The organism is Sinorhizobium sp. RAC02 (assembly GCF_001713395.1).
Taxonomy (GTDB): domain Bacteria; phylum Pseudomonadota; class Alphaproteobacteria; order Rhizobiales; family Rhizobiaceae; genus Shinella.
Window position 1 is genome coordinate 863,917 of the sequence record NZ_CP016452.1, and the last position, 22,178, is coordinate 886,094.

The 22,178-nt window shown below is 63.8% G+C and carries 16 protein-coding genes; 15 read left to right on the plus strand and 1 reads right to left on the minus strand.

Annotated elements, in window-relative coordinates:
* Nucleotides 1-180: 180 nt before the first annotated feature.
* The 5 genes from BSY16_RS25185 (at nt 181) to BSY16_RS25205 (ending at nt 7,635) form a co-directional block, all read left to right on the plus strand.
* Nucleotides 181-1,455, plus strand: coding sequence for an efflux RND transporter periplasmic adaptor subunit (locus BSY16_RS25185; RefSeq protein ID WP_069062540.1), 1,275 nt, complete (start codon nt 181-183; stop codon nt 1,453-1,455).
* A gap of 10 nt (nt 1,456-1,465) precedes the next feature.
* On the plus strand, nt 1,466-3,409 hold the full coding sequence (locus BSY16_RS25190) for a MacB family efflux pump subunit (RefSeq protein ID WP_069062541.1): 1,944 nt from the start codon (nt 1,466-1,468) through the stop codon (nt 3,407-3,409).
* A gap of 67 nt (nt 3,410-3,476) precedes the next feature.
* Nucleotides 3,477-5,348 carry a sigma-54-dependent Fis family transcriptional regulator gene (locus BSY16_RS25195; protein WP_069062542.1) on the plus strand — a complete coding sequence of 624 codons (1,872 nt, stop codon included), beginning with the start codon at nt 3,477-3,479 and terminating at the stop codon, nt 5,346-5,348.
* Between the two features lie 151 nt (nt 5,349-5,499).
* Entirely contained in the window at nt 5,500-7,299 is a 1,800-nt protein-coding gene (locus BSY16_RS25200; RefSeq protein WP_069062543.1) for an NAD(P)/FAD-dependent oxidoreductase, read from the plus strand.
* 102 nt (nt 7,300-7,401) lie between these two features.
* Nucleotides 7,402-7,635, plus strand: a complete 234-nt coding sequence (locus tag BSY16_RS25205; RefSeq protein ID WP_069062544.1) for a DUF2171 domain-containing protein — start codon at nt 7,402-7,404, stop codon at nt 7,633-7,635.
* Between the two features lie 57 nt (nt 7,636-7,692).
* Here the strand turns inward: BSY16_RS25205 and BSY16_RS25210 are convergent, their stop codons facing one another.
* Nucleotides 7,693-8,451 carry a DeoR/GlpR family DNA-binding transcription regulator gene (locus tag BSY16_RS25210; RefSeq protein WP_069062545.1) on the minus strand — a complete coding sequence of 253 codons (759 nt, stop codon included), beginning with the start codon at nt 8,449-8,451 and terminating at the stop codon, nt 7,693-7,695.
* A 221-nt stretch (nt 8,452-8,672) separates the two neighbouring features.
* Here BSY16_RS25210 and BSY16_RS25215 point away from each other — a divergent pair, with 221 nt between their 5' ends.
* From BSY16_RS25215 to BSY16_RS25260, 10 genes are all read left to right on the plus strand, one after another.
* Complete coding sequence (locus BSY16_RS25215) at nt 8,673-9,584, plus strand: choline/ethanolamine kinase family protein (protein ID WP_069062546.1); 912 nt, start codon at nt 8,673-8,675, stop codon at nt 9,582-9,584.
* The gene (locus BSY16_RS25220) at nt 9,581-12,022 is read left to right on the plus strand and encodes a GcvT family protein (protein WP_069062547.1); all 2,442 of its coding nucleotides are present in this window, start codon (nt 9,581-9,583) and stop codon (nt 12,020-12,022) included. The genes BSY16_RS25215 and BSY16_RS25220 overlap by 4 nt, the downstream gene beginning before the upstream one ends.
* Before the next feature lie 335 nt (nt 12,023-12,357).
* A complete protein-coding gene (locus BSY16_RS25225) occupies nt 12,358-13,386 on the plus strand; it encodes a substrate-binding domain-containing protein (RefSeq protein WP_069062548.1) in 1,029 nt (342 codons plus the stop codon).
* 66 nt (nt 13,387-13,452) lie between these two features.
* A complete protein-coding gene (locus BSY16_RS25230) occupies nt 13,453-14,979 on the plus strand; it encodes a sugar ABC transporter ATP-binding protein (RefSeq protein WP_069062549.1) in 1,527 nt (508 codons plus the stop codon).
* A 22-nt stretch (nt 14,980-15,001) separates the two neighbouring features.
* The gene (locus BSY16_RS25235) at nt 15,002-15,991 is read left to right on the plus strand and encodes an ABC transporter permease (RefSeq protein WP_069062550.1); all 990 of its coding nucleotides are present in this window, start codon (nt 15,002-15,004) and stop codon (nt 15,989-15,991) included.
* Nucleotide 15,992: 1 nt separating this feature from the next.
* Nucleotides 15,993-17,000, plus strand: a complete 1,008-nt coding sequence (locus tag BSY16_RS25240; protein WP_069062551.1) for a sugar-binding transcriptional regulator — start codon at nt 15,993-15,995, stop codon at nt 16,998-17,000.
* Nucleotides 16,997-17,992 carry an aldo/keto reductase gene (locus BSY16_RS25245; protein ID WP_069062552.1) on the plus strand — a complete coding sequence of 332 codons (996 nt, stop codon included), beginning with the start codon at nt 16,997-16,999 and terminating at the stop codon, nt 17,990-17,992. Before BSY16_RS25240 ends, BSY16_RS25245 begins: the two co-directional genes overlap by 4 nt.
* A gap of 12 nt (nt 17,993-18,004) precedes the next feature.
* A complete protein-coding gene (locus BSY16_RS25250; RefSeq protein ID WP_069062553.1) occupies nt 18,005-19,753 on the plus strand; it encodes a glycerol-3-phosphate dehydrogenase/oxidase in 1,749 nt (582 codons plus the stop codon).
* Nucleotides 19,726-20,568 (plus strand): class I fructose-bisphosphate aldolase, encoded by an 843-nt coding sequence (locus BSY16_RS25255; RefSeq protein ID WP_069062554.1) that lies wholly within the window; start codon nt 19,726-19,728, stop codon nt 20,566-20,568. The genes BSY16_RS25250 and BSY16_RS25255 overlap by 28 nt, the downstream gene beginning before the upstream one ends.
* 78 nt (nt 20,569-20,646) lie before the next feature.
* Nucleotides 20,647-22,176, plus strand: a complete 1,530-nt coding sequence (locus tag BSY16_RS25260) for an FGGY-family carbohydrate kinase (protein ID WP_069062555.1) — start codon at nt 20,647-20,649, stop codon at nt 22,174-22,176.
* The last annotated feature ends 2 nt before the right edge of the window (nt 22,177-22,178 follow it).

Genomic DNA, 22,178 nt, shown 5'->3' on the forward strand with positions numbered 1-22,178 from the left:
AGACGACCTTCCGCCGCCCTTGCGGAGGGGCGGCGCGGTTATCGGTCGCCTCCCGCTAACGCCCCAATGAGGAAACATTACGAAAATATAATGATCCCAAGGGCTTCAACTTCGGGGTGGGCGGTGTCACATGTCTATCAAAGGGACGGCAGAGGCATGACCTCGATCCGAGGAACACCGATGACCAAGACCGCACGACCGAAAAAAGATGAGACGCCCGGCGAAGAGGGTGGCCACGCCAATGTGACCTTCATGCCGGGCGCGACCCCGCCCGTCCGGCGCAAGCGACGGTCGCGTGCCTGGATCTGGCTTCCGGTGATCGCGCTCATCGCCGGTGCTGGCTATTATGGCTGGCGCGCCTACGCGCCGGCCGAGACGACGACGGCGATCATCACGCAGCCCGTCGTGCGCGGCGATATCGAAAATGCGGTGACGGCGGTCGGTACGCTGGAGGCCGTGAAGTCGGTCGATGCCGGTGCACAGGTTTCCGGCCAGCTCAAGGCGATGCATGTCGAGATCGGTGATGTTGTCACGAAGGACCAGCTGATTGCCGAGATCGACCCGGCAACAATCGAGAACCGTATCGAGATCAACCGCGCGGAGCTGGCCAATCTCCAGGCGCAACTCGAATCCAAGAAGGCACAACTTGTCTTCAAGCAGGCAAACATCGCCCGCCAGCTCAATCTGGTTGCCGGCAATGCCGCCGCCCAGCAGGCGCTCGACCAGGCTGTCGCCGACCTCGCCGCCGCCGAGGCGGATGTCAACGCGACCGAGGCCCAGATCCGCAAGCAGCAGGCGACGCTCGCCGGCGACGAGGTCGATCTCGGCTATACCAAGATCTATGCGCCCATGGCCGGCACCATCGTCGCCAATCCGGTGAAGGAAGGCCAGACGCTGAACGCCAGCCAGACGGCGCCGACCATCGTCACGATCGGCGACCTCTCGACCATGACGGTGCGCGCCGAAGTCTCGGAAGCGGATGTCGGCCGCCTCAAAGTCGGCATGGAGGCCTATTTCACGCTGCTCGGCCAGCCGGGAAAACGCTTCACGGGCACGCTCCGGCAGGTTGAGCCGTCGCCGACGGTCGAAAACAATGTCGTGCTCTACAATGCCCTGTTCGACGTGCCGAACGCGGACGGCGAACTGATGATATCGATGAGCGCGCAGGTGTTCTTCGTGCAGGCTGCCGCACGCGACGTGCTGGTCGTGCCGAGCGGGGCCGTAACGATGAAGCGCGGCGACGGCAATCCCCAGGCGCAGGTGACGGTCGTCACGGCGTCCGGCGGCAACGACGTGCGCGACGTCGAAACCGGCATTCGCAACCGTGTGAGCGTCGAAGTGAAAAGCGGCCTTGCAGAAGGCGACCGGGTCATCGTTGGCTCCGGTTCTGCCGATGGCGGTGCCGCGAGCAATCGGGGTTCGCGGCGCAACATGCGCATGCCACCGATGTTCTGAGGAGGTTGCCATGACGGCGCTCATATCGCTCAAGGACGTCACGAAGACCTATTTCAACGACGGTTTCGCCGTGGAGGTGCTGCACGGCGTCTCGCTCGACATCGAGGCGGGGGAGTTCGTCGCGATCATCGGCCAGTCCGGCTCCGGCAAGTCGACGCTGATGAACATTCTCGGCTGCCTCGACCAGCCGACCACCGGCACCTATCTGATCGATGGCGAGCCGGTTTCCGATTTCGAAACCGACGACCTGGCGGCCCTGCGCCGCCGCACCTTCGGCTTCGTGTTCCAGAGCTACAACCTCATCCCGACGGCCAGCGCCCGTGAAAATGTCGAGGTACCGGCGATCTATGCCGGCATTTCGGCGCGCGACCGGCAGGAGCGGGCAGACATGCTGCTTTCCTCGCTGAAGCTCGGCGACCGGCTCGACCACCGGCCGAACCAGCTCTCCGGCGGCCAGCAGCAGCGCGTCTCGATCGCCCGCGCGCTGATGAATGGCGGCCGCGTCATCCTCGCCGACGAACCGACCGGCGCACTCGACAGCCAGAGCGGCGAAGAGGTGATGGCCCTGCTGCACAGGATGCACCAGGATGGTCATACGATCATCCTCATTACCCATTCGCGCGAGGTGGCGGAAGCCGCCGACCGGCTGATCGAGATCCGCGACGGCCGCATCACCTCCGACCGCGCCCGCAAGCCACGCCCGTCCCCGGTGGCGGCAGCCAGCCTGCAAAAGGCAGTGAAGGAAGGTTCCGCCGCGATCGCCGATGTTTCCGAAGCGGTCAAGATGGCGATCCGGGCCCTGCACGCCAACCTGTTCCGCACCGTGCTGACCTTGCTCGGCATCGTCATCGGCGTCGGCTCGGTGGTTGCCATGCTGGCGATCGGTACGGGTGCACAGAATTCCGTGCTCGACCGCATCTCCTCGATGGGATCCGACCTGCTGCTTGTTCGGCCCAGCATGGCGAATTTTCGCGGCGCCAGTGGTGGCATCCCGGTGACGCTCATTCCCGCGGACGCCGATGCCATTCTGGAAGTGCCGAATGTCACCTTCGCCGTGCCGGAAATGACGAGCACCGTGACGCTGCGCCACGGCAACATCGATTATCAGACGACGGCGAACGGCACGGTGCCGCAGTTCCCGCGCGCCAAGAGCTGGACGGTCGCCTCGGGCGAGTTCATCAATGCGGACGACATGGACACCTATGCGCCGGTCGCCGTGCTCGGCCAGACGGTAGCCAAGACGCTGTTTCCGGACGGCGGCAATCCGCTCGGCCAATATGTGCTGGTCAACAAGATCCCCTTCCAGGTGATCGGCGTGATGAGCGAGATGGGAGCGAGCGCCGGCGGCAACGACCAGGATGACGTGATCCTCGTGCCGCTCTCGACCGGCAGCATGCGGCTCTTCGGCCAGCGCAACGTGCGCACCATCACCGTGCAGGTCGAGGACGCCTCGGCGATAGACCTGACGCAGGAAGCCATTCAGGCCTTGCTCAACGAGCGCCACAAGGCCGAGGACACGCAGATCACCAACATGTCCTCGGTGCGTGAGGCCTTTACCGAAACCTCGAACACGATGAAGCTCTTCCTCGGTTCGGTCGCCGCCATCTCGCTTCTCGTCGGCGGCATCGGGGTTATGAACATCATGCTGGTGAGCGTGCGCGAACGAACGCGCGAGATCGGCGTGCGCATGGCCACGGGCGCGCGCCAGCGCGATATCCTGCTGCAGTTCCTCATCGAGGCGCTCGTCGTCTCGGCGATCGGTGGCGCCATCGGCGTCGTGCTGGGCTTGTCCGTCGGTGGGCTTGCGCAGGTCTTCGGTCTGCCGGTGAGCTTTACGGTCGGCCCCGTAGCACTCGCCTTCGCCTGCTCGTTCCTCACCGGCCTCGTCTTCGGTTACCTGCCCGCCCGCAACGCCTCGCGGCTCCAACCGGCCGTCGCGCTCGGCGCTGATTGAATGGTCCGATTGAGTGGATTGTCGCAGATCGCCTCCTGTGCCACCATAGGTGCGGGAGGATATCTGGATGGTGTCGACATTGTCGCACATACGGGAGATCGAACGCGTCGGCATGGGCGCGGTCAGCCCGCGCGATGCGCCCGTCGTCCAGTCCTGGCTGCGCTGTCTCAACGATTACAAGCTCGATCCGACAATCGCGCAGGAAGCCTATATCGTTCCGGAGCTGAAGCTGCGCGAGCATCGCGAGCAGGCGGAAGAACTCATCCGCATCGGCCGCTCCGGCCTCGAAACGCTGTTCAACCAGATCGCCGAGCAGAACTACGTCCTTCTCCTGTCGGATGCGCGTGGCGTGACCGTCGACTTCATGGGCGACCCCACCTTCGATAACCAGTTGCGCCGGGCGGGGCTCTATCTCGGTTCTGAATGGTCGGAAAACCGGGCCGGCACCTGCGCCGTCGGTGCCTGCCTCGTCTCCGGCGAACCGGTGATCATCCATCAGGACGATCATTTCGACACCAGCCATATCGGACTGACCTGCACCGCAGCGCCCATCTTCGATACGCTGGGCGGCCTTACCGCCGTGCTCGATATTTCCCAGCTCCGCTCGCCGACGGCCAAGGCCAGCCAGCAGCTCGCGCTGCATCTGGTCGCCTCCACGACGCGACGTATCGAGCTTGCCAATCTCATGACCCGCACCCGCAACGACTGGGTGTTGCGCCTTGCCCGCTCGCCGGAATTCCTTGATGTCGACCCGGATGCCGCCATCGCGCTCGATGGCAGCGGCCGCATCACCGGCATGACCCATGGCGGGTTTGGCGCGCTCGCCCGCGCGATGGATCTCGGCGGGCTTTCGACGCGCGACGTTCTCGGCCAGCCGATTTCGCAGGTTTTCGATATCGACGTCGACGACCTGCCACGCTTCATGCGCGGCCGGCCGAATGGCGAAAGACTACTTCGGGCGCGCAACGGTCTGGTGCTTTTTGCCAGTGCCATCGCGCCCGCTGTCAACCTGCGCTCGACCGTCCCATCGGAGCCGCGCCTGCCGCGGGCGCTGCGCGACCTCAGCCACGGCGATGCCGCTATGGAAAGGATGCAGGCCCGTGCGGCGAAACTGGCGGCGCGCAATATCCCGATCCTCATCCAGGGCGAAACGGGCAGCGGCAAGGAATATCTGGCGCGGGCGATCCACGATGGTTGTGGCGGTGACGGCAATTTCGTTGCCGTCAATTGCGCGGCGATCCCGGAACACCTCATCGAATCCGAACTCTTCGGCTACACGCCTGGCGCCTTCACCGGCGCCAGCCAGAAAGGCAAACGTGGCCTGATCGAGGAAGCGAACGGCGGCACGCTGTTCCTCGACGAGATCGGCGACATGCCGCTTGCCCTGCAAAGCCGGCTGCTGCGCGTTCTCTCGGAAAATGAAGTGCAGCCGGTCGGGGCGCTGAAGGCGCGGCCGGTCCGCCTGCGGGTGCTCTCGGCATCCCACCGTGATCTGGCGGAACTGGTGAAGGAGGGGCGCTTCCGGCAGGACCTCTATTACCGCCTGAACGCGGCGACACTCGCTTTGCCCCCGTTGCGCGAGCGGGAGGATCTTGGTTGGCTGATCGACCAGCTTCTCAGCCGCGTCGAAAAGGACGACGGCGCAACCTACCGGATCGATAAGGCGGCGCGCGCGGCCCTTCTCGCTCATGGCTGGCCGGGCAATCTGCGCGAGCTTTCCAACGCGCTCCGCGTGGCCGCGGCCCTGTCGGAGGGCGGCGTCATCGATCCCGATTGCCTGCCGGATCATCTTTTCGCCGCGCCGGCCGCCACCGCCGCGGGTGATGAGGACGCCTTGCGCCGTGCGCTCGACGATTGCGACAACAACATCTCAGCACTGGCCCGAAAGCTCGGCGTCAACCGCTCGACCATTCATCGCCGCCTGAAGCGCCTCAACTGATGCAGCCGCTGCAACACCTGTTGCACGCCACCTGTTGCATTCCGCCGCTTCGCAGCCTGTGCTTTCCTCTAACCTGCTCATAAATCAGTGGAAACGGAATTTGGCACGCCGCTTGCTGCTCTCTGTGCGGGAGATAGCAGGAGGAGAAACCATGCTCGACAAAACCCCCACCACCCGCGTCCAGGCGCTTCTCGACACATTCGGCGCAGCACTCGAAACCGGCCGCATCGACGACGCCGTCAATCTGTTCGCCGAGGAATGCTACTGGCGCGACCTCGTCGCCTTCACCTGGAACCTCAAGACCGTCGAGGGCCGTGACCAGGTTCGCGACATGTTGCAGGCCCAGCTCGCCACGGCAAAACCCTCGAACTGGCGCGTGGCGACCGGCGAGGAGGCGACCGAAAGTGACGGCGTCCTGGAAAGCTGGATTTCGTTCGAGACGGCGACCGGGCGCGGCTACGGGCTGGTGCGTTTCAAGAACGGCCTCATCTGGACGCTTTTGACGGCGCTTGGGGAACTCAAGGGCCACGAAGAAAAGATCGGCTTCACCCGCCCGCTCGGCGCCCGACATGGCCAGAACATCGGCGCCAAGACCTGGAAGGAAGAGCGTGAGGACGAGGAGCGTACGCTCGGCTACGAGAAGCAGCCCTATACCGTCATCATCGGTGGCGGGCAGGGCGGCATTGCGCTCGGTGCGCGGCTGCGCCAGCTTGGTGTGCCGACGATCATTCTTGAAAAGAACGACCGGCCGGGCGACAGCTGGCGCAAGCGCTACAAGTCACTCTGCCTGCACGATCCCGTCTGGTACGATCATCTGCCCTATATCGATTTTCCGAAGAACTGGCCGGTCTTCGCGCCGAAAGACAAGATCGGCGACTGGTTGGAATTCTACACCAAGGTCATGGAGCTGAACTACTGGACTCGCTCGACCGCCAAGTCGGCGAAATGGGACGAGGCGGCGAAGGAATGGACGATCGTCGTCGATCGCGACGGCGAGGAGGTCGTGCTTCGGCCGAAACAGCTGGTCTTCGCAACCGGCATGTCCGGCAAGGCGAACATTCCGGACTTCAACGGTCGCGATCGCTTCGAGGGCGAACAACATCACTCGTCCCAGCATCCGGGGCCGGATGGCTACAAGGGTAAAAAGGTGGTGGTCGTCGGCTCGAACAACTCGGCCCACGACATCTGCGCGGCCCTTCACGAGGCGGGCGTCGATGTCACCATGATCCAGCGCTCGACCACCCACATCGTGCGGTCCGACACGCTGATGGATATCGGCCTCGGCTCGCTCTACTCCGAACAGGCATTGGCGAACGGCATGACGACGGCCAAGGCCGACCTCATCTTCGCCTCGCTTCCATACCGTATCATGCACACGTTCCAGATTCCGCTCTACGACAAGATGCGCGAGCGCGATGCGGACTTCTATGCGGCGCTGGAAAAGGCCGGCTTCCAGCTCGACTGGGGCGCGGATGGATCGGGCCTCTTCATGAAGTACCTGCGCCGCGGGTCCGGCTACTATATCGATATCGGCGCCTCGCAGCTCATCATTGACGGCAAGGTCAAGCTTGCCGTGGGACAGGTCGAGGAGATCACGAAGAACGCCATAAAGCTCTCGAACGGCGCGGAAATCCCGGCCGACGTCATCGTCTATGCGACAGGCTATGGCTCGATGAACGGCTGGGTCGCCGATCTCATCGATCAGGAAACCGCCGACACGGTCGGCAAGGTCTGGGGCCTGGGCTCCGATACGCCGAAGGATCCGGGGCCGTGGGAGGGCGAGCAACGCAACATGTGGAAGCCGACGCAGCAGGAGGCGCTGTGGTTCCACGGCGGAAACCTGCACCAGTCCCGCCACTATTCGCAGTATCTTTCGCTGCAACTGAAGGCGCGCATGGAAGGGCTTCCGACACCGGTCTATGGCCTGCAGGCCGTCCATCACCGGAAATAGCGCCAGGGCCACCTGTGGGCTGCGGCAATGGATCAGAAAGGAACCGCGGGCCGACCGCCTGCGTTTCCTCTTTGCAAACCATTACCGAAAAGGAGAACATCCATGGTCGCTGCAAACGAAATTCGCGAACATATGGAAGTCCGCGCCGCCGATGGGCGCCATGTCGGCACTGTCGACCACATGGAAGGTGACAGCCGCATCAAGCTTACCCGGAAAGACTCCGAGGATGGGCAGCATCATCTCATCCCGCTCGACTGGGTCGATCATGTCGACGCCCATGTCCATCTCAACAAGGATGCGGATGAAGTTCGTCGCCAGTGGTCGGCAATGAACTGATATTCCTCTCCATGCAAACGGCTCGGCGGACCTCGCCGGGCCGTTTTTCGCCTGGCGTCATGCAAGCGTTACAGTGACCCCGGCCGTCTTCAGTGCCGCCGAAACGTCGCGCGGAGGAGCCTTGTCGGTGAAGAGGTCCGTGAGCGTGCTGAAGTCGCAAACCCGCACCAGGCCCTGCCGGCCGAATTTCGTATGGTCGGTGACGACGATCGCACGACGGCCTTGTGCGACGACGGCGCGGGCGAACTCCGCTTCCTCCAAATCATAGTCCATAATCCCGATCGCGGCATCGATCGCCCCGGTCGAGATGACGGCGTGGCCCACCGTGAAGTGGCTGATGAACTCGATGGCCGATATGCCGAAGGCAGCACCATTGTCGCTGCGCAGCTCGCCGCCCGCCATATAGACGCGGTTGTCGTTGACCGTCGACAGCGTGCGCGCGATGTCGGAGGAATTGGTGACGACCGTCAGGCGGCGGTGGCCGAGAAGCTCGCGAGCGAGATAGCTTGTCGTCGTGCCCGTATCGAGCATGATCGAATCGCCGTCGCGAATGGTCGCAGCCAGCGCAACCGCAATCGCCTTCTTGGCCTCGCTGTTCTCCCGCATGCGTTTTTCGAAAGGCGCCTCGCCGACGATGGAGGGCAGCGCCACGGCACCATGCATCTTCACGACGGTGCCGTTCGTCGTCAGCGGCTTGATGTCGCGCCGCACGGTTTCCAGCGAAACGTCGAGCCTTTGCGCGAGGTCTGCAATCGTCACGGTGCCGTCCTGCTGGAGGAGCCGGAGAATGTCGTTGTGGCGTTTGGAGTGGTTCATGATCTTCGAGCCCGCAATGCGTTCTCCCACTTCATAATCCTTCGCGAGGCGGCTGGCAAGAAAGCTTCAAAAACGGTCATAAAGGCAGAAAAAGCCACATTTGAGGATTGACAGCCGCTTTCCTCCCGCATGACATTGACGGTGCGCGTCGTCGAGAGAAAACAACCGGGGAACCGCGTGCGAGGGCGGCTCCACTTTATGGGGAGCGCGGGAGGAAATGAATGGATGGGCATGCCGAGCTCAGCCGCACGGTCGAAGATCGCATCCGGGCCATGCCGTGCTGGAGTGGCCACATAGAGATTGCGCCCCTGAAGGGCGGCATCAGCAATGAAAGCTATCTTGTCCGTGACAGCGCGGGGCGCCACGTGGTGCGCTTCGGCAGGGATTATCCGTTCCATCACGTCTTCCGCGATCGCGAACTGATGACCGCCCGGGCAGCGCATGCGGCGGGCTTCGGGCCGGCGGTGCACTACGCCGAACCCGGCGTCATGGTCTCCGCGTATCTCGGCGCAAAAACCTTTGGCGCGGCAGACGTCGTTGCCGAGCGGCGGCGGGTGGCAGAGGTGCTGCGGCGCTTTCACATGGAAATGCCCGCGGAAATCAGCGGTGCGGCCTTCCTGTTCTGGCCCTTCCATGTCGTGCGCGACTATGCCCGCACCCTGAAGGCCGGCAACAGCCGCATGACGCGGCATCTGCCCGGCTATCTCGCCCTTGCCGACGAACTGGAGGCCGTGCAGGCACCGCTGCCGATCGTCTTCGGCCACAACGATCTCTTGCCGGCTAACATCCTCGATGACGGGGAGCGGCTCTGGCTGATCGACTTCGAATATGCCGGCTTTTCGACGGCGATGTTCGATCTGGCTGGCGCGACGTCGAATGCCGGTCTTTCGCCCGAGCAAGCGGACGACTTTCTCGCTGCCTACTTTGGCGGCGCGCCCGACGCTGCGCTCCTCCACTCCCACGCTGCCATGCAATGCGCCTCCCTGTTGCGTGAGGCAATGTGGAGCATGGTTTCCGAACTGCACCTCACCGCACCCGGCGCCGACTATGTCGGCTACACGAGCGAAAATCTCGACCGTCTCGATCAGGCGCTCGACCATTACAGATCCACATACGGGAAACGAATCAAATGACCCTGCCATCCCATGCCGAGATCGTTGTCATCGGCGGCGGCATCATCGGCTGCTCGACGGCCTATCACCTCGCGCGTGATCACAAGGCGAATGTGGTCCTCCTCGAGCAGGGCACGCTGACCTCCGGCTCGACCTGGCATGCGGCGGGCCTCGTCGGCCAGCTGCGTTCCTCGGCCTCGATCACCCGGGTGCTCAAATATTCGGTCGATCTCTACAAGGGGCTGGAGGCGGAAACGGGCCTTGCCACCGGCTGGAAGATGACCGGCTGCCTGCGCCTTGCCACCAATCAGAACCGCTGGACCGAATTCCGCCGCCTCGCCACGACCGCCAAAAGCTTCGGCATGGACATGCACTTGCTGACGCCGCAGGAGGTGAAGGCCATGTGGCCCTTGATGGAGGTCGGTGATCTCGTCGGCGCCAGCTGGCTGCCGACGGACGGGCAGGCAAGCCCCTCTGATATTACCCAGTCGCTCGCCAGAGGCGCGCGCATGCACGGCGCGAAGATCGTCGAGAACGTGCGTGTCACGGGCTTCGAGATGAAGGATGGCCACATCACGCACGTGCGCACCACGCTCGGCGACATTGCCTGCGACAAGGTTGTCAACTGCGCCGGTCAGTGGGCACGGCAGGTGGGCGCCATGGCGGGCATCAACGTGCCGCTCCAGCCGGTCAAGCACCAGTATATCATCACCGAAAAGGTCCCCGGCCTATCGACGGACGCCCCGACCATCCGCGATCCCGACCGCCGCACCTACTTCAAGGAGGAAGTCGGCGGGCTTGTCATGGGGGGCTATGAGCCAAACCCGCAACCCTGGACGACCGGCGACGTGCCGGACGACTGGGCCTATCGGCTGTTCGATGACGACTTCGACCATTTCGAGCAGCATATGGCAGAGGCGATTGCCCGCGTGCCGGCGCTGGAAACAGTCGGTGTGAAACAGATGATCAACGGGCCGGAGAGCTTTACGCCGGACGGCAACTTCATTCTCGGCGTCGCGCCGGAGTGCAAGAACATGTTCGTCGGCGCCGGCTTCAATGCGTTCGGCATTGCGTCGGGCGGCGGGGCCGGCTGGGTGCTGGCGCAATGGGTGGTCGATGGCGAAGCGCCACTCGACCTCTGGGTCGTCGATATCCGCCGCTTCGCCGGCATGCACCGGGATCGCCAATGGGTGCTCGACCGCACGTTGGAGGCTTACGGCAAACACTACACGATCGGCTTCCCGCATGAGGAATACGAAAGCGGCCGCCCGCATGTCGTCTCGCCGCTTTATGAGCGCCTGAAGGCACATGGCGCCGTCTTCGGCTCGAAGCTCGGCTGGGAGCGCCCGAACTGGTTCGCGCCTGACGGCAAGGAGCCGAAGGACGTCTATTCGATGGGTCGGCAGAACTGGTTCTCCGCCGTCGGCGAGGAACACCGCCATGTGCGCGAAGCCGTCGGCATCTTCGACCAGTCGTCCTTCGCCAAGTATGAAATGACGGGGCCGGACGCGTTGAAGGCGCTCGACTGGATCTGCGCCAACGACACCGGCAAGCCCGCTGGCCGGCTCACCTATACGCAGCTTCTCAACAGCCGCGGCGGCATCGAGGCGGACCTGACGGTCGCGCGACTGTCGGAGGACAAGTTCTACATCGTCACGGGCACCGGTTTCCGCACGCATGATCTCGGCTGGATCGAAGATCACATTCCGGCAGGCCTCGACGTGACGCTTCGCGACGTGACCGAAGAGTTCGGCACGCTCTCATTGATGGGACCAAAGGCACGCGCCGTGCTTTCGGCGGTGACCGACGCAGATGTGTCCAATGCCGGCTTCCCGTTCGGTCATGTGCGGGAGATTTCGATTGCAGGACACCCGGTTCGGGCGCTGCGCGTTACCTATGTCGGCGAACTCGGCTGGGAGTTGCATGTGCCGATCGGCGCCATCGGAAGCGTCTTCGACACGCTGATGGCGGCGGGGGCTGCCTCCAACATCCGCCCTGTCGGCTACCGGGCGCTGGAATCGCTGCGCCTTGAAAAAGGCTATCGCGCCTGGGGTTCGGACATCACGCCGAACGACACGCCCTTCGACGCCGGCCTCGGCTGGGCGGTGAAGCTGCGCAAGGACACCGACTTCCTCGGCCGCCGGGCGCTGGAAACGGCGCAGGGCGAACTGCGCAAAAAGGCATTCGCCGGCTTCACGGTCGACGACCCGAATGTCGTGCTCGTCGGCCGCGAGACGATTCTCCGGAACGGTGAGCCTGTCGGTTATCTCACCAGCGGTGGTTACGGCTACACGCTCGGCAAGAATGTCGGCTACGGCTATGTGCGCCGCGCCGAGGGCGTGGACGATGCCTTTCTCGCGGGGGGCACCTACGAGCTGGTCGTCGCTATGGAGCGTACACCGGCAAAAATCCACCTCGACCCATTGTACGATCCGACGGCCGCGCGAGTGAAAGCCTGAGCTGAGGGTGTCGACGCCGGCTGCGGTATCGGGCTGCCGCTTCCCGCAAACGATATCGACGGGATGGAGCAGACAGGCGGCTATGCGCACCGTCTGTCTGCTCCATCCCTCTTGCGGTTTGGCGCGCCGTGAAAGATATTTCAGCCAGCGGGCTTGATTTCACCCGATGTCCGTGAAATATATTTCAGATCGTGAATTATATTGACAGGCAATCTCCTTTGCGGTTACCTGCCCATACCGGACTTCGAGGAGGAAGTTCGGGTTCAACGCGATCAGCGGCGTCGTTTCGACGCCCTCGGGCTTTTTGGGAGGGGCTTCGGCCTCGAGGAGGACTTTTGCGCACTTTTCTGACGACGACCGCGATGGCGGTCCTTGCAACAACGCTTTTTGCCGGTTCCGCCGCCGCCGAGACGGAAAACCCGTTCCGCTGCAAGCCGGGCGAAAAATACGTCATGAACGTCATGGTGTCGGGCGTCGAATACTGGTTCCCGGTCTATGAAATGTTCAAGCAGGCCGGCCAGCAGCTCGGCTGCGAGACGGAATATACCGGCACGCCGGAATATGACGTCAACAAGCAGATCGCCACCTTCGACCAGGCGCTCGCCCAGAACCCCGCCGGCATTCTCGTGCATCCGATGAACTCCGACCCGTTCATCGAGCCGATCAACCGCGCCATCGACCAGGGCACGGCGGTCGTGACCTTTGCGGCTGACTCTCCGCTCTCCAAGCGTATTTCCTTCATCACCTCGGACAACACCCGCGAAGGCACCTATGCCGCCGACGCGATCGCCGAGAAGCTGGGCGGTAAGGGCGAATATGCGGTTCTGGAAAATCCGGGCCAGGACAACCACGACAAGCGCATCACGGCCTTCGTCGCCCGCATGGAAGAGAAGTGGCCGGACATGAAGCTCGTCGGTCGCGCGGCATCCAACCAGGATCCGACCAAGGCCTATCAGGGCCTGTCGAGCCTCATCCAGGCCAATCCGAACCTCGGCGCGGTCTTCATGCCGGAAGCCAACTCCGCCATCGGCGCGGCACAGGCCAACAAGGAAGCGGGCGGCAAGGTCCTCGTCATGTGCGCGGACGTCAACGCCAACATCCTCGACATGATCAAGGCCGGCGAAGTGTTCGGCTCGATCAACCCGAACCAGGGCATGCAGGGTTACATGGGCTTCATGCTGCTGTGGCTCGCCAAGCATCCCGAGCTGATCGACCCGATGAACGACGCCAAGCGCTCCGGCTTCAACCCGATGAGCATCCCCTTCGTCGACAACGGTCTTTCCATCGTGACGGCCGAAAATGCCGACGACTTCTACTGGGACAAGTACCTGAAGCGTCGCGGCACCAAGGGCATCGAGGAGTAATCTCCCAAGAGAACGCCATCCGCGCCTTGCGGCGCGGATGGTCTCGGGAGGAGAGGGAGGAAGACGATGGCCGAGCCGGTGCTCACCATTCATGGCGTGACCAAGCATTTCGGGGCAGTGAAGGCGTTGACGGATGTCGACTTCACGCTCGAGCGCGGCGAGGTCCATGCGCTTTGCGGCGAAAACGGCGCCGGCAAGTCGACGCTGATGAACATCATCGCCGGCGTGCTGCAGCCGACCGAAGGCGAGATCCGCGTTGACGGCAAAGCCGTGCGCATCGCGTCGCCCGCTGCCGCCCAGGCGCTCGGCATCGGCCTGGTACACCAGGAAATCGCGCTCTGCCCGGATGCGACGGTCGCCGAAAACATGTTCATGGCAGCGACCAACCGCCGCCGGACACCCTTCATGAATTACCGCGCGCTGGAACGCGACGCGCAGGCCGTGATGAATCGGCTTGCCGCCATCGACGTCCGCCGCAAGGTCGCAGACCTGCCGATTTCCAGCCAGCAGCTCGTCGAGATCGCCAAGGCACTGACGCTCGACTGCCGCGTGCTCATTCTGGACGAGCCGACCGCAGCGCTCACCGAAACCGAGGCGCAGCAGCTGTTCTCGATCATCCGTGACCTCAAGGCGAACGGCATATCGATCATCTATATCAGCCATCGCATGGCCGAGATTTTCAGCCTGTGTGACCGGGTCACCGTGTTCCGCGACGGCCGCTATGTCTGCACCGACCGCATCGCCGATGTGACGCCGGACGACGTGGTGCGCCGCATGGTCGGGCGCGAGATCACGCAGCTCTATCCGAACAAGCTGGGCGCGGACGAGATGTCCGGCACCACGATCCTTGAGGTAGACCGCATTGGTGACGATGTGCGCTTCCAGGATGTCAGCTTCAAGCTGCGCAAGGGCGAAATCCTCGGCATCGGTGGCCTCATCGGCTCCGGCCGCACGGAAATCGCCGAGGGCATCTGCGGGCTGCGGCCGCACACCTCAGGCACGGTGCGCCTGCATGGCGATACGCAGAAGATCAAATCCTATTCGGATGCCGTGAAGGCGGGCATCGTCTACCTGTCCGAGGACCGCAAGGGCTCCGGCGTCTTTCTCGAACTGTCCATCGCGCAGAACATCTCCGTGCTGGACCTGAAGGCGCTGACCAATCCAGCCGGCCTGCTGAAACGCCGGGCGGAGACCGCGCTGGCGGAGGATTTTGCGAAACGGCTCGGGGTACGCATGAGCGGCGTCGATGCGCCGGTCAAATCGCTTTCCGGAGGCAACCAGCAGAAAGTGGCGATCGCCAAGCAGCTGGCGGTCAAGCCGAAGGTCATCCTGATGGATGAACCGACGCGCGGCATCGATGTCGGCGCGAAGACAGAAATTCACCGCCTGCTGCGTGATCTTGCACGCTCGGGCATCGGTATTGTCGTCATCTCCTCGGAAATGCCGGAGCTGCTCGGGCTCTGCGACCGCGTGCTTGTGGTGCGTGAAGGACGCATCGCGGGCGAACTCGGGGCGAACGAGATGACGGAAGAAGCCGTGATCCGCCTTGCATCGGGCATGGGTACGGTAAAGGCGGCAAACCATGCCGCGTGAGAAGAAACTGGGAGAGACGGGAATGGCAATCGACACGATGACGGCCGGCGCGCCGAAGACATCGTCTTTCAAACGCCTCGGCACGATGCGCGAGGCCGGGCTGATCGCGATCATCCTCGCACTCTGCGTGATCATGAGCTTCGCCTCGCCGCACTTCCTGACGCTCGGCAATTTCCGCGCCATGCTGATGAGTTTCTCCGTCGAAGGCATCGTCGTCGTCGGCATGACGATCCTGTTGATCGTCGGTGGCATCGACCTTGCGGTCGGCTCCGTCGTCTGCTTTGCAATGGTGCTCTCAGGCTCGCTGTTCCTCGCAGGCCTCGACCCATGGACGGCCTCGCTGATCGGCATCCTGGCCAGCAGCGCGATCGGCGGCGCCATGGGCTTCTTCGTGACGGTCGTCGGCCTCAACCACTTCATCACGTCTCTGGCAGCCATGGTGATCGTGCGCGGTCTCTGCCTCATCATCACCAAGGGCACGCCGCTCTCGCTCTTCACGCTGCCGGCTGGGTTCAAGGCTGTCGGGCAGGGCACGTTCTACGGTGTGCCCTATGTCATCCTGATCTTCGTCGCCGTCGTCGTGCTGTTCGATTTCCTGCTGCGCCGGGCGACCGCCTTCCGCAAGGTCTTCTACACGGGCAGCAACGAGAAGGCCGCGCTCTATTCCGGCATCAAGACCAACCAGGTGAAGTTCTGGGTGACGGTGTTATGCTCGACGCTTGCCGGTGTCGCAGGGGTCATCTACATGTCCCGCTTCGGGGCGGCGACCCCCACCTTCGGCGCCGGCATGGAGCTGAACATCATCGCTGCGGCCGTTATCGGCGGAGCCTCGCTCAACGGTGGCTCGGGCACCATTCTCGGCGCCATCCTCGGCATCGCGCTGCTCTCGGTCGTCACCTCGTCGCTGATCCTGCTCAATGTCTCCGTCTACTGGCAGGACATGATCAAGGGCTGCATCCTGCTCGCCGCCGTCTCCATCGACCATTTCATGCACAAGCGGAAGGCCGCCTAACATGCCGATCGCCAAGCTGAAACCCAAGACGACCGCGCCGCGCGAAGAGATCGTGATCGCCCGCCAGATGCACCAGGCGCTCGTGCTGCACTTCCTCGAAGGCCTGACGCAGGCGCAGATCGCCGACCAGCTCGGCCTCTCGCACGCCACCGTCAACCGCCTCATCAAGCGCGGCCGCCAGCTCGGCCTCGTCGAGATCAAGATCAAGTCGCCGGTCGAGCCGTTGGTCGACATGGAAGAGCGGCTTCTGGCGCTCGGCGGTATCAGCCGCGCCGTCGTAGTGCCGACGGTCTCCGACAATCCGCAGACGGCGCTTCAGGCGGTCGGCGAAGCGGCAGCCCGGCTGCTGCTCGAAGAGATTGCCGATGGCGACACGATCTGCATCACCGGCGGCAAGGGCGTCAGCGCCGTCGTGGCCGGCCTGCAGGCAGCACGCCGCTTCGATGTCGAGGTCATCCCGGCAACGGGCTGCGTGCAGGGCAAACACTATACCGACGTCAACCACGTTTCGACGCTGATGGCCGACCGGCTCGGCGGGCGCTCCTACCAGATCCACGCGCCGCTCTTTGCCGACGATGCCGCGCAACGCGCGATGTTGATGAACATGCGCTCCGTCGCCGACGTATTCCAACGCGGGCGGGAGGCGAAGGTGGCGGTGGTCGGCATCGGCTCGATCCTGAGCACGGACTCGACCTATTACGACCTCCACCCCTCCTCAAGCGAAGACCGCAGCGCGATCGAGCATTCCGGCGCCAGCGCCGAACTCCTCGCCCACCTGCTCGATGGCGAGGGCCGGGTTTGCGACTACAGCCTCAATCGCTCGCTGGTCTCGCTGACGCTCGAGGAGTTTGCCTCGATCCCGACGAAGATTGGCGTCGCGAGCGGCCTCAACAAGGCGGGCTCCATTCTCAGCGTGCTGCGCGGCAACCATCTCGATACGCTCGTCACCGACGAGGCGACGGGCGCTCGCATCCTCGACATTGCATCCCAGGAAGGATTTTCCGCATGAGCGGCGAACAATTGACCCGTGACATCGGACGCTCCGGCGTCAAGGCCTCCGCCGTCGGCCTCGGCACCTGGGCGATCGGCGGCTGGATGTGGGGCGGCACGGACGAGGCGGAATCGATTGCCGCCATCCAGGCCTCGCTCGATGCCGGCGTGACGCTCATCGACACGGCGCCGGCCTATGGCCTCGGCCGGTCGGAAGAAATCGTCGGCAAGGCGCTTGTCGGCCGCCGCGACAAGGCGGTGATCGCAACGAAATGCGGGCTCGTCTGGCATACGCAGAAGGGCAACCACTTCTTCGATCAGGACGGCAAGCCGGTCCACCGTTATCTGGGCCGCGACTCGATCATCCATGAAGTCGAGGAAAGCCTGCGCCGGCTCGGCACGGACTATATCGACCTCTACATCACGCACTGGCAGGACCCGACGACACCCATCGAGGAGACGGTCGCGACGCTCGAAGAGCTGAAAAAGGCCGGCAAGATCCGCGCGATCGGCGCGAGCAACGTCAACCGCTCGGAACTCGAACAGTATATTGCTACCGGGTCGCTCGATGCGATCCAGGAGCGGTTCAGCATCATCGATCGCGAGATCGAGGCGGACCTGCTGCCGCTCACTCTTGCCAACGGCGTTTCGACGCTGAGTTACTCCTCGCTGGCACTCGGCCTGCTCTCCGGCACGATCGGGCCGGACCGGGTCTTCGCCGGTGACGACCAGCGCAAGGACAACCCGCGCTTCTCGGTCGCCAACCGGCAGAAGGCGAAGGATTTTTCCGAGGCGATCCGGCCTGTCGCGGAAGGCCACGGCGCCAGCATCGCACAGGTGGTGATCGCTTGGACGCTGGCGCAGCCGGGCGTGACCTTCGGGCTTTGCGGCGCGCGCAACCCGGCGCAGGCGCTCGACAATGCGCGGGCGGGCACGCTCAGTCTTTCGACAGACGATCTTGCGGCGATCAATGCCGCCATATCGGCGCAACTCGTCACCATGGACGGATAACAGGCTGCCATCATGAACCGTGCAGAGACAATGGACGGGCTTCGCCGGAGCCCGAAGGTGGACGTGTGCGTCCTCGGCGGCGGCATCAACGGGCTCAGCGTCTTTCGCGAGTTGGCGTTGCAAGGCGTCAACGTGCTCCTCGTCGAGAAGGACGACTATTGCTCCGGCGCCAGTGCCGCTCTCTCGCGAATGGTTCACGGTGGTCTGCGCTATCTGGAGAATGGCGAATTCAGCCTGGTGCAGGAATCGCTCGTCGAGCGCGACCGGTTGCTCCGCAACGCCCCCCACTATGTCGCGCCGCTGCCGACGACGGTGCCGATCTTCGATATCTTCTCCGGCCTCGCCAACGGTATCGTGCGCTTCCTCGGCCTCACCCGCCGCCCCAGCCGCCGCGGCGCCATCGCCATCAAGACGGGTCTCGGCATCTACGATTTCCTGACGCGCAAACGCGCCCTGATGCCAAAACACCAGTTCCGCGGCCGCAAGGCGACGCTGGAAAAATGGCCGGCGCTCAATCCGGCGATCCGCAACTCTGCGACCTACTACGATGCCTGGGTGAGCCACCCGGAGCGCATCGGCATCGAGCTTCTGCGCGATGGCCTGTCCGCCGGTTCGTATGCCAAGGCCTTGAACTATGCGACGGTCGAGCAGAGGGGTGCGGGAGAGTTTTTGCTGTGCGACGGCGTGTCCGGCGAGACGTTGTCTATCCAGCCAAGGTTGGTCATCAACGCGACGGGCGGCTGGATCGATATCGCGAATGGCGCGCTGTTCCCCGAGGACGCAAGGCCCGCACCGCTGATGGGGGGCACCAAGGGGTCACACCTCATCATCGACAACGCCGCGCTGCGCGACATGCTTGACGGGCACATGATCTATTACGAGAACGAGGACGGACGCATCTGCATCCTGTTCCCCTATCTCGGTAAGGTGCTGGTCGGCTCGACGGATATCCGCGTCGACGATCCCGGTACCGTGCGTTGCGAGGCGGACGAGCGCGACTATATTCTGCAATCACTCGCCTTCGTGCTGCCGGGCGTCAAGATCCGGCCGGAGGAAATCGTTTTCCAGTTCGCCGGCGTGCGCCCACTGCCGGCCAGCAAGGACAGTTTTACCGGCCGCATCCCGCGCGATCATTTCTGTACAGTGCTCGAGGGCCAGAATGGCGGTCCACCCGTGCTTTGCATGATCGGCGGCAAGTGGACGACCTTCCGCTCCTTCGGCGAGATGGCAGCCGATATGGCACTCGAACGGCTCGGTCTGTCGCGTCGCGTCGATACGGCAGAACGCACCATCGGCGGCGGCCGGGCGTTTCCCAAAGATCGCAGCGGCTGGACTCGCGACCTCGCGGCCTCGACAGGAGTTTCTGCGGAGCGCGCGGCATCGCTGTTCGAGCGCTACGGCACGGATGCCGACGATGTCGCGCGCTTCATCGCCGCTGCACCGGATCATCCGCTGCCGCATGAAGGCTACAGCGCCCGGGAGCTTATCCATCTCATCCGCTCGGAAGCGGTCGAACATCTGGACGACCTGCTCACGCGCCGCACGACGCTTGCCATCGCCGGTGAACTCTCGCTCGCCATGGTTGACGCCGCTCTCGGCGTGCTGGCCGCCGAAAAAGGCTGGCCGGCACCGCGCAAAATCGAAGAGCGCACCCGTTTTCTAACCCTCATGCGCGAGCGCCACGGCGTCGCCGAGGAAACCCTTTCCGCTAGGAATGAACAAAGGAGTGAACTATGCGAGACTACCGCAAGGTCCGGATGAACCGGCTGTTCGGCAACGGCCGTTGCCTGGACGTGGCGATCGATCACGGCGTGTGCAACGAGCCGTCCTTCCTCGACGGACTGGAAAACGTTCCCGCCGTCGTGAAGGCGCTGGTCGATGCTAGGCCCGATGCGATCCAGATGAACTACGGCCAGGCCGACCTGTTGCAGGACATTCCCGGCAAGGACAAGCCGGCGCTGGTCATGCGCATCGACATGGGCAACCCCTACAACCGCATCCGCCATCGCGACATGTGGGCCGTGCTGCAGAACGAGGCGGAGCCGCTGATCGGCGCGTTGCAGATGGATGCCGCCTGCGTGGTGGTCAACCTCTTCATGCTGCCGGATGAGCCGGACCTCTTCCGCCAATGCGTGCAGAACATTTCCCGCGTGCGCGCCGATTGCGAAAAATACGGCATGCCGCTGATGATCGAGCCGCTCGTCATGCAGCCCGTCACGGAGCGCGGCGGCTATATGGTCGATGGCGACGCGGAAAAGATCGTCACCCTGACGCGCCTTGCGCGCGAGATGGGCGCCGATATCGTCAAGGCCGACCCGACGACCAATGCGGAGGATTTCCACCGCGTGGTCGAGGCGGCGCGCTGCCCGGTTCTGGTGCGCGGCGGCGGCAAGGAGGATCTCGGTGCCGTATTCGCCAAATCTGCCGCCTTGATGCGGCAGGGCGCAATGGGCATGGTCTATGGGCGCAACATCTACCAGCATGCCAACCCGAATGCCGTGGTGCGCGGACTGATGGCGATTATCCATGACGATGCGAGCGGCGAGGAAGCCTTCGCGCAGTATCAGCAGGGTTGAGGTGCTGGAGCAATTCCGGGAAACCGCAAGGCGGTTTTCCTGGAATTGCGGAAGCTGGAGCCTTGGGAGGGGTTCAGAATGCAGAAATATCTGTTGGGGCTCGATGCCGGCAACACGGTCATCAAGGCGGTGATCTTTGACCTCACAGGCCGGGAAGTGGCGCATGCGGGGGAGGAGGGGCATAGCCGCATGCCATGCCCCGGCCATGTCGAGCGCGATCTCGGCGAACTCTGGGCCAATGCGAAACGCGTCATCCGCACCTGCCTCGACAAGGCGGGCATTGCGGCGAGCGACATCGCCGCCATCGGATGCGCCGGCCACGGCAACGGGCTTTATGCGCTCGACCGGGACGGCGAACCGCTGATCGGCATCCAGTCGATCGACACGCGCGCCACCGGCCTCGTCGAGGAGTGGCTGGCGGAAGGTGTGGGCGATCGCACCTATCCCATCGCCCGCCAGCGCCCCTGGCCATCCCAGACGCCGACGCTGCTCGCCTGGCTGAAGCGCTACAGGCCGGACGTCTTCAAGCGTATCGGCACGGTATTCTACTCCAAGGATTTCGTCGTCAACCGCCTGACCGGCGAGCGCGTCAGCGAGATGTCGGACATGTCCGGCGCAGGCCTGCTCGATCTCTCCGCCCGTCGCTACGACAAGGTGCTGATGGAGGCCTACGGCCTTGGTGATTGCCTGGAGCTGCTGCCGCGACTGATCGAAAGCGCCGACATCGCCGGGCGGGTGACGGAAGCGGTGGCCAAGGAGACGGGGCTCGCCGCCGGCACGCCTGTCATCGGCGGGTTGTTCGACGTCGTCGCCTCCGCGCTCGGCTCGGGCGTCTCGCGCACCGGCAGCGCCTCGATCATCGCCGGTACCTGGAGCATCAATCAGGTCATCATCGACAGTCCCGATCTCGACGGTCCGGTTTTCATGTCCTCGACCTTCGACCGCACGCGCTACATGGCGATGGAAAACAGCGCCACCTCGGCGGCAAATCTCGAATGGCTGGTGCGTGAATTCTTCGAAGGCGAGCATGCGGAGGGCGTTTCGCCGTTCGATGCAGCTTGTGCGCTGGCCGCGGCAGTGGAGCCTGCGGCAGATGATCCGCTCTATCACCCCTATCTCTACGGCGCGCAACAGGACGGCCATGCGCGTGCCGGCTTTTACGGCATTGCCGGCTGGCATACCAAAGGACACCTGATCCGCGCGCTGCTCGAAGGTGTCGCCTTCGGCCACCGCCAACATGTCGAGACGATCCGCAAGGCGGGTGCGACATTCGAGGAGGCGGTGCTGTCCGGTGGCGGTTCGCGCAGCCTTCTCTGGCCGCAAATTTTTGCGGATGCGCTGCGCGTGCCCGTGACCGTCGCCGTGTCGCGCGAGACGGGCGCTCTTGGTGCGGCAATCGCGGCGGGCACGGGCGTCGGCCTGTTTGCGGATTTCACCGATGGCGCAAATGCCATGGTGCGCACGGACCGGCACTATAGGCCAAACAGCGCCCTTGCCGCGCACTATGACCGGCGGTACGCCCTCTACAAGGACATTACGGAAGCCATGACACCGCTCTGGCGTCGGCTTTCGGCAACCGAACCCAGAGCAACCGGAGTTGCGGCGTGACT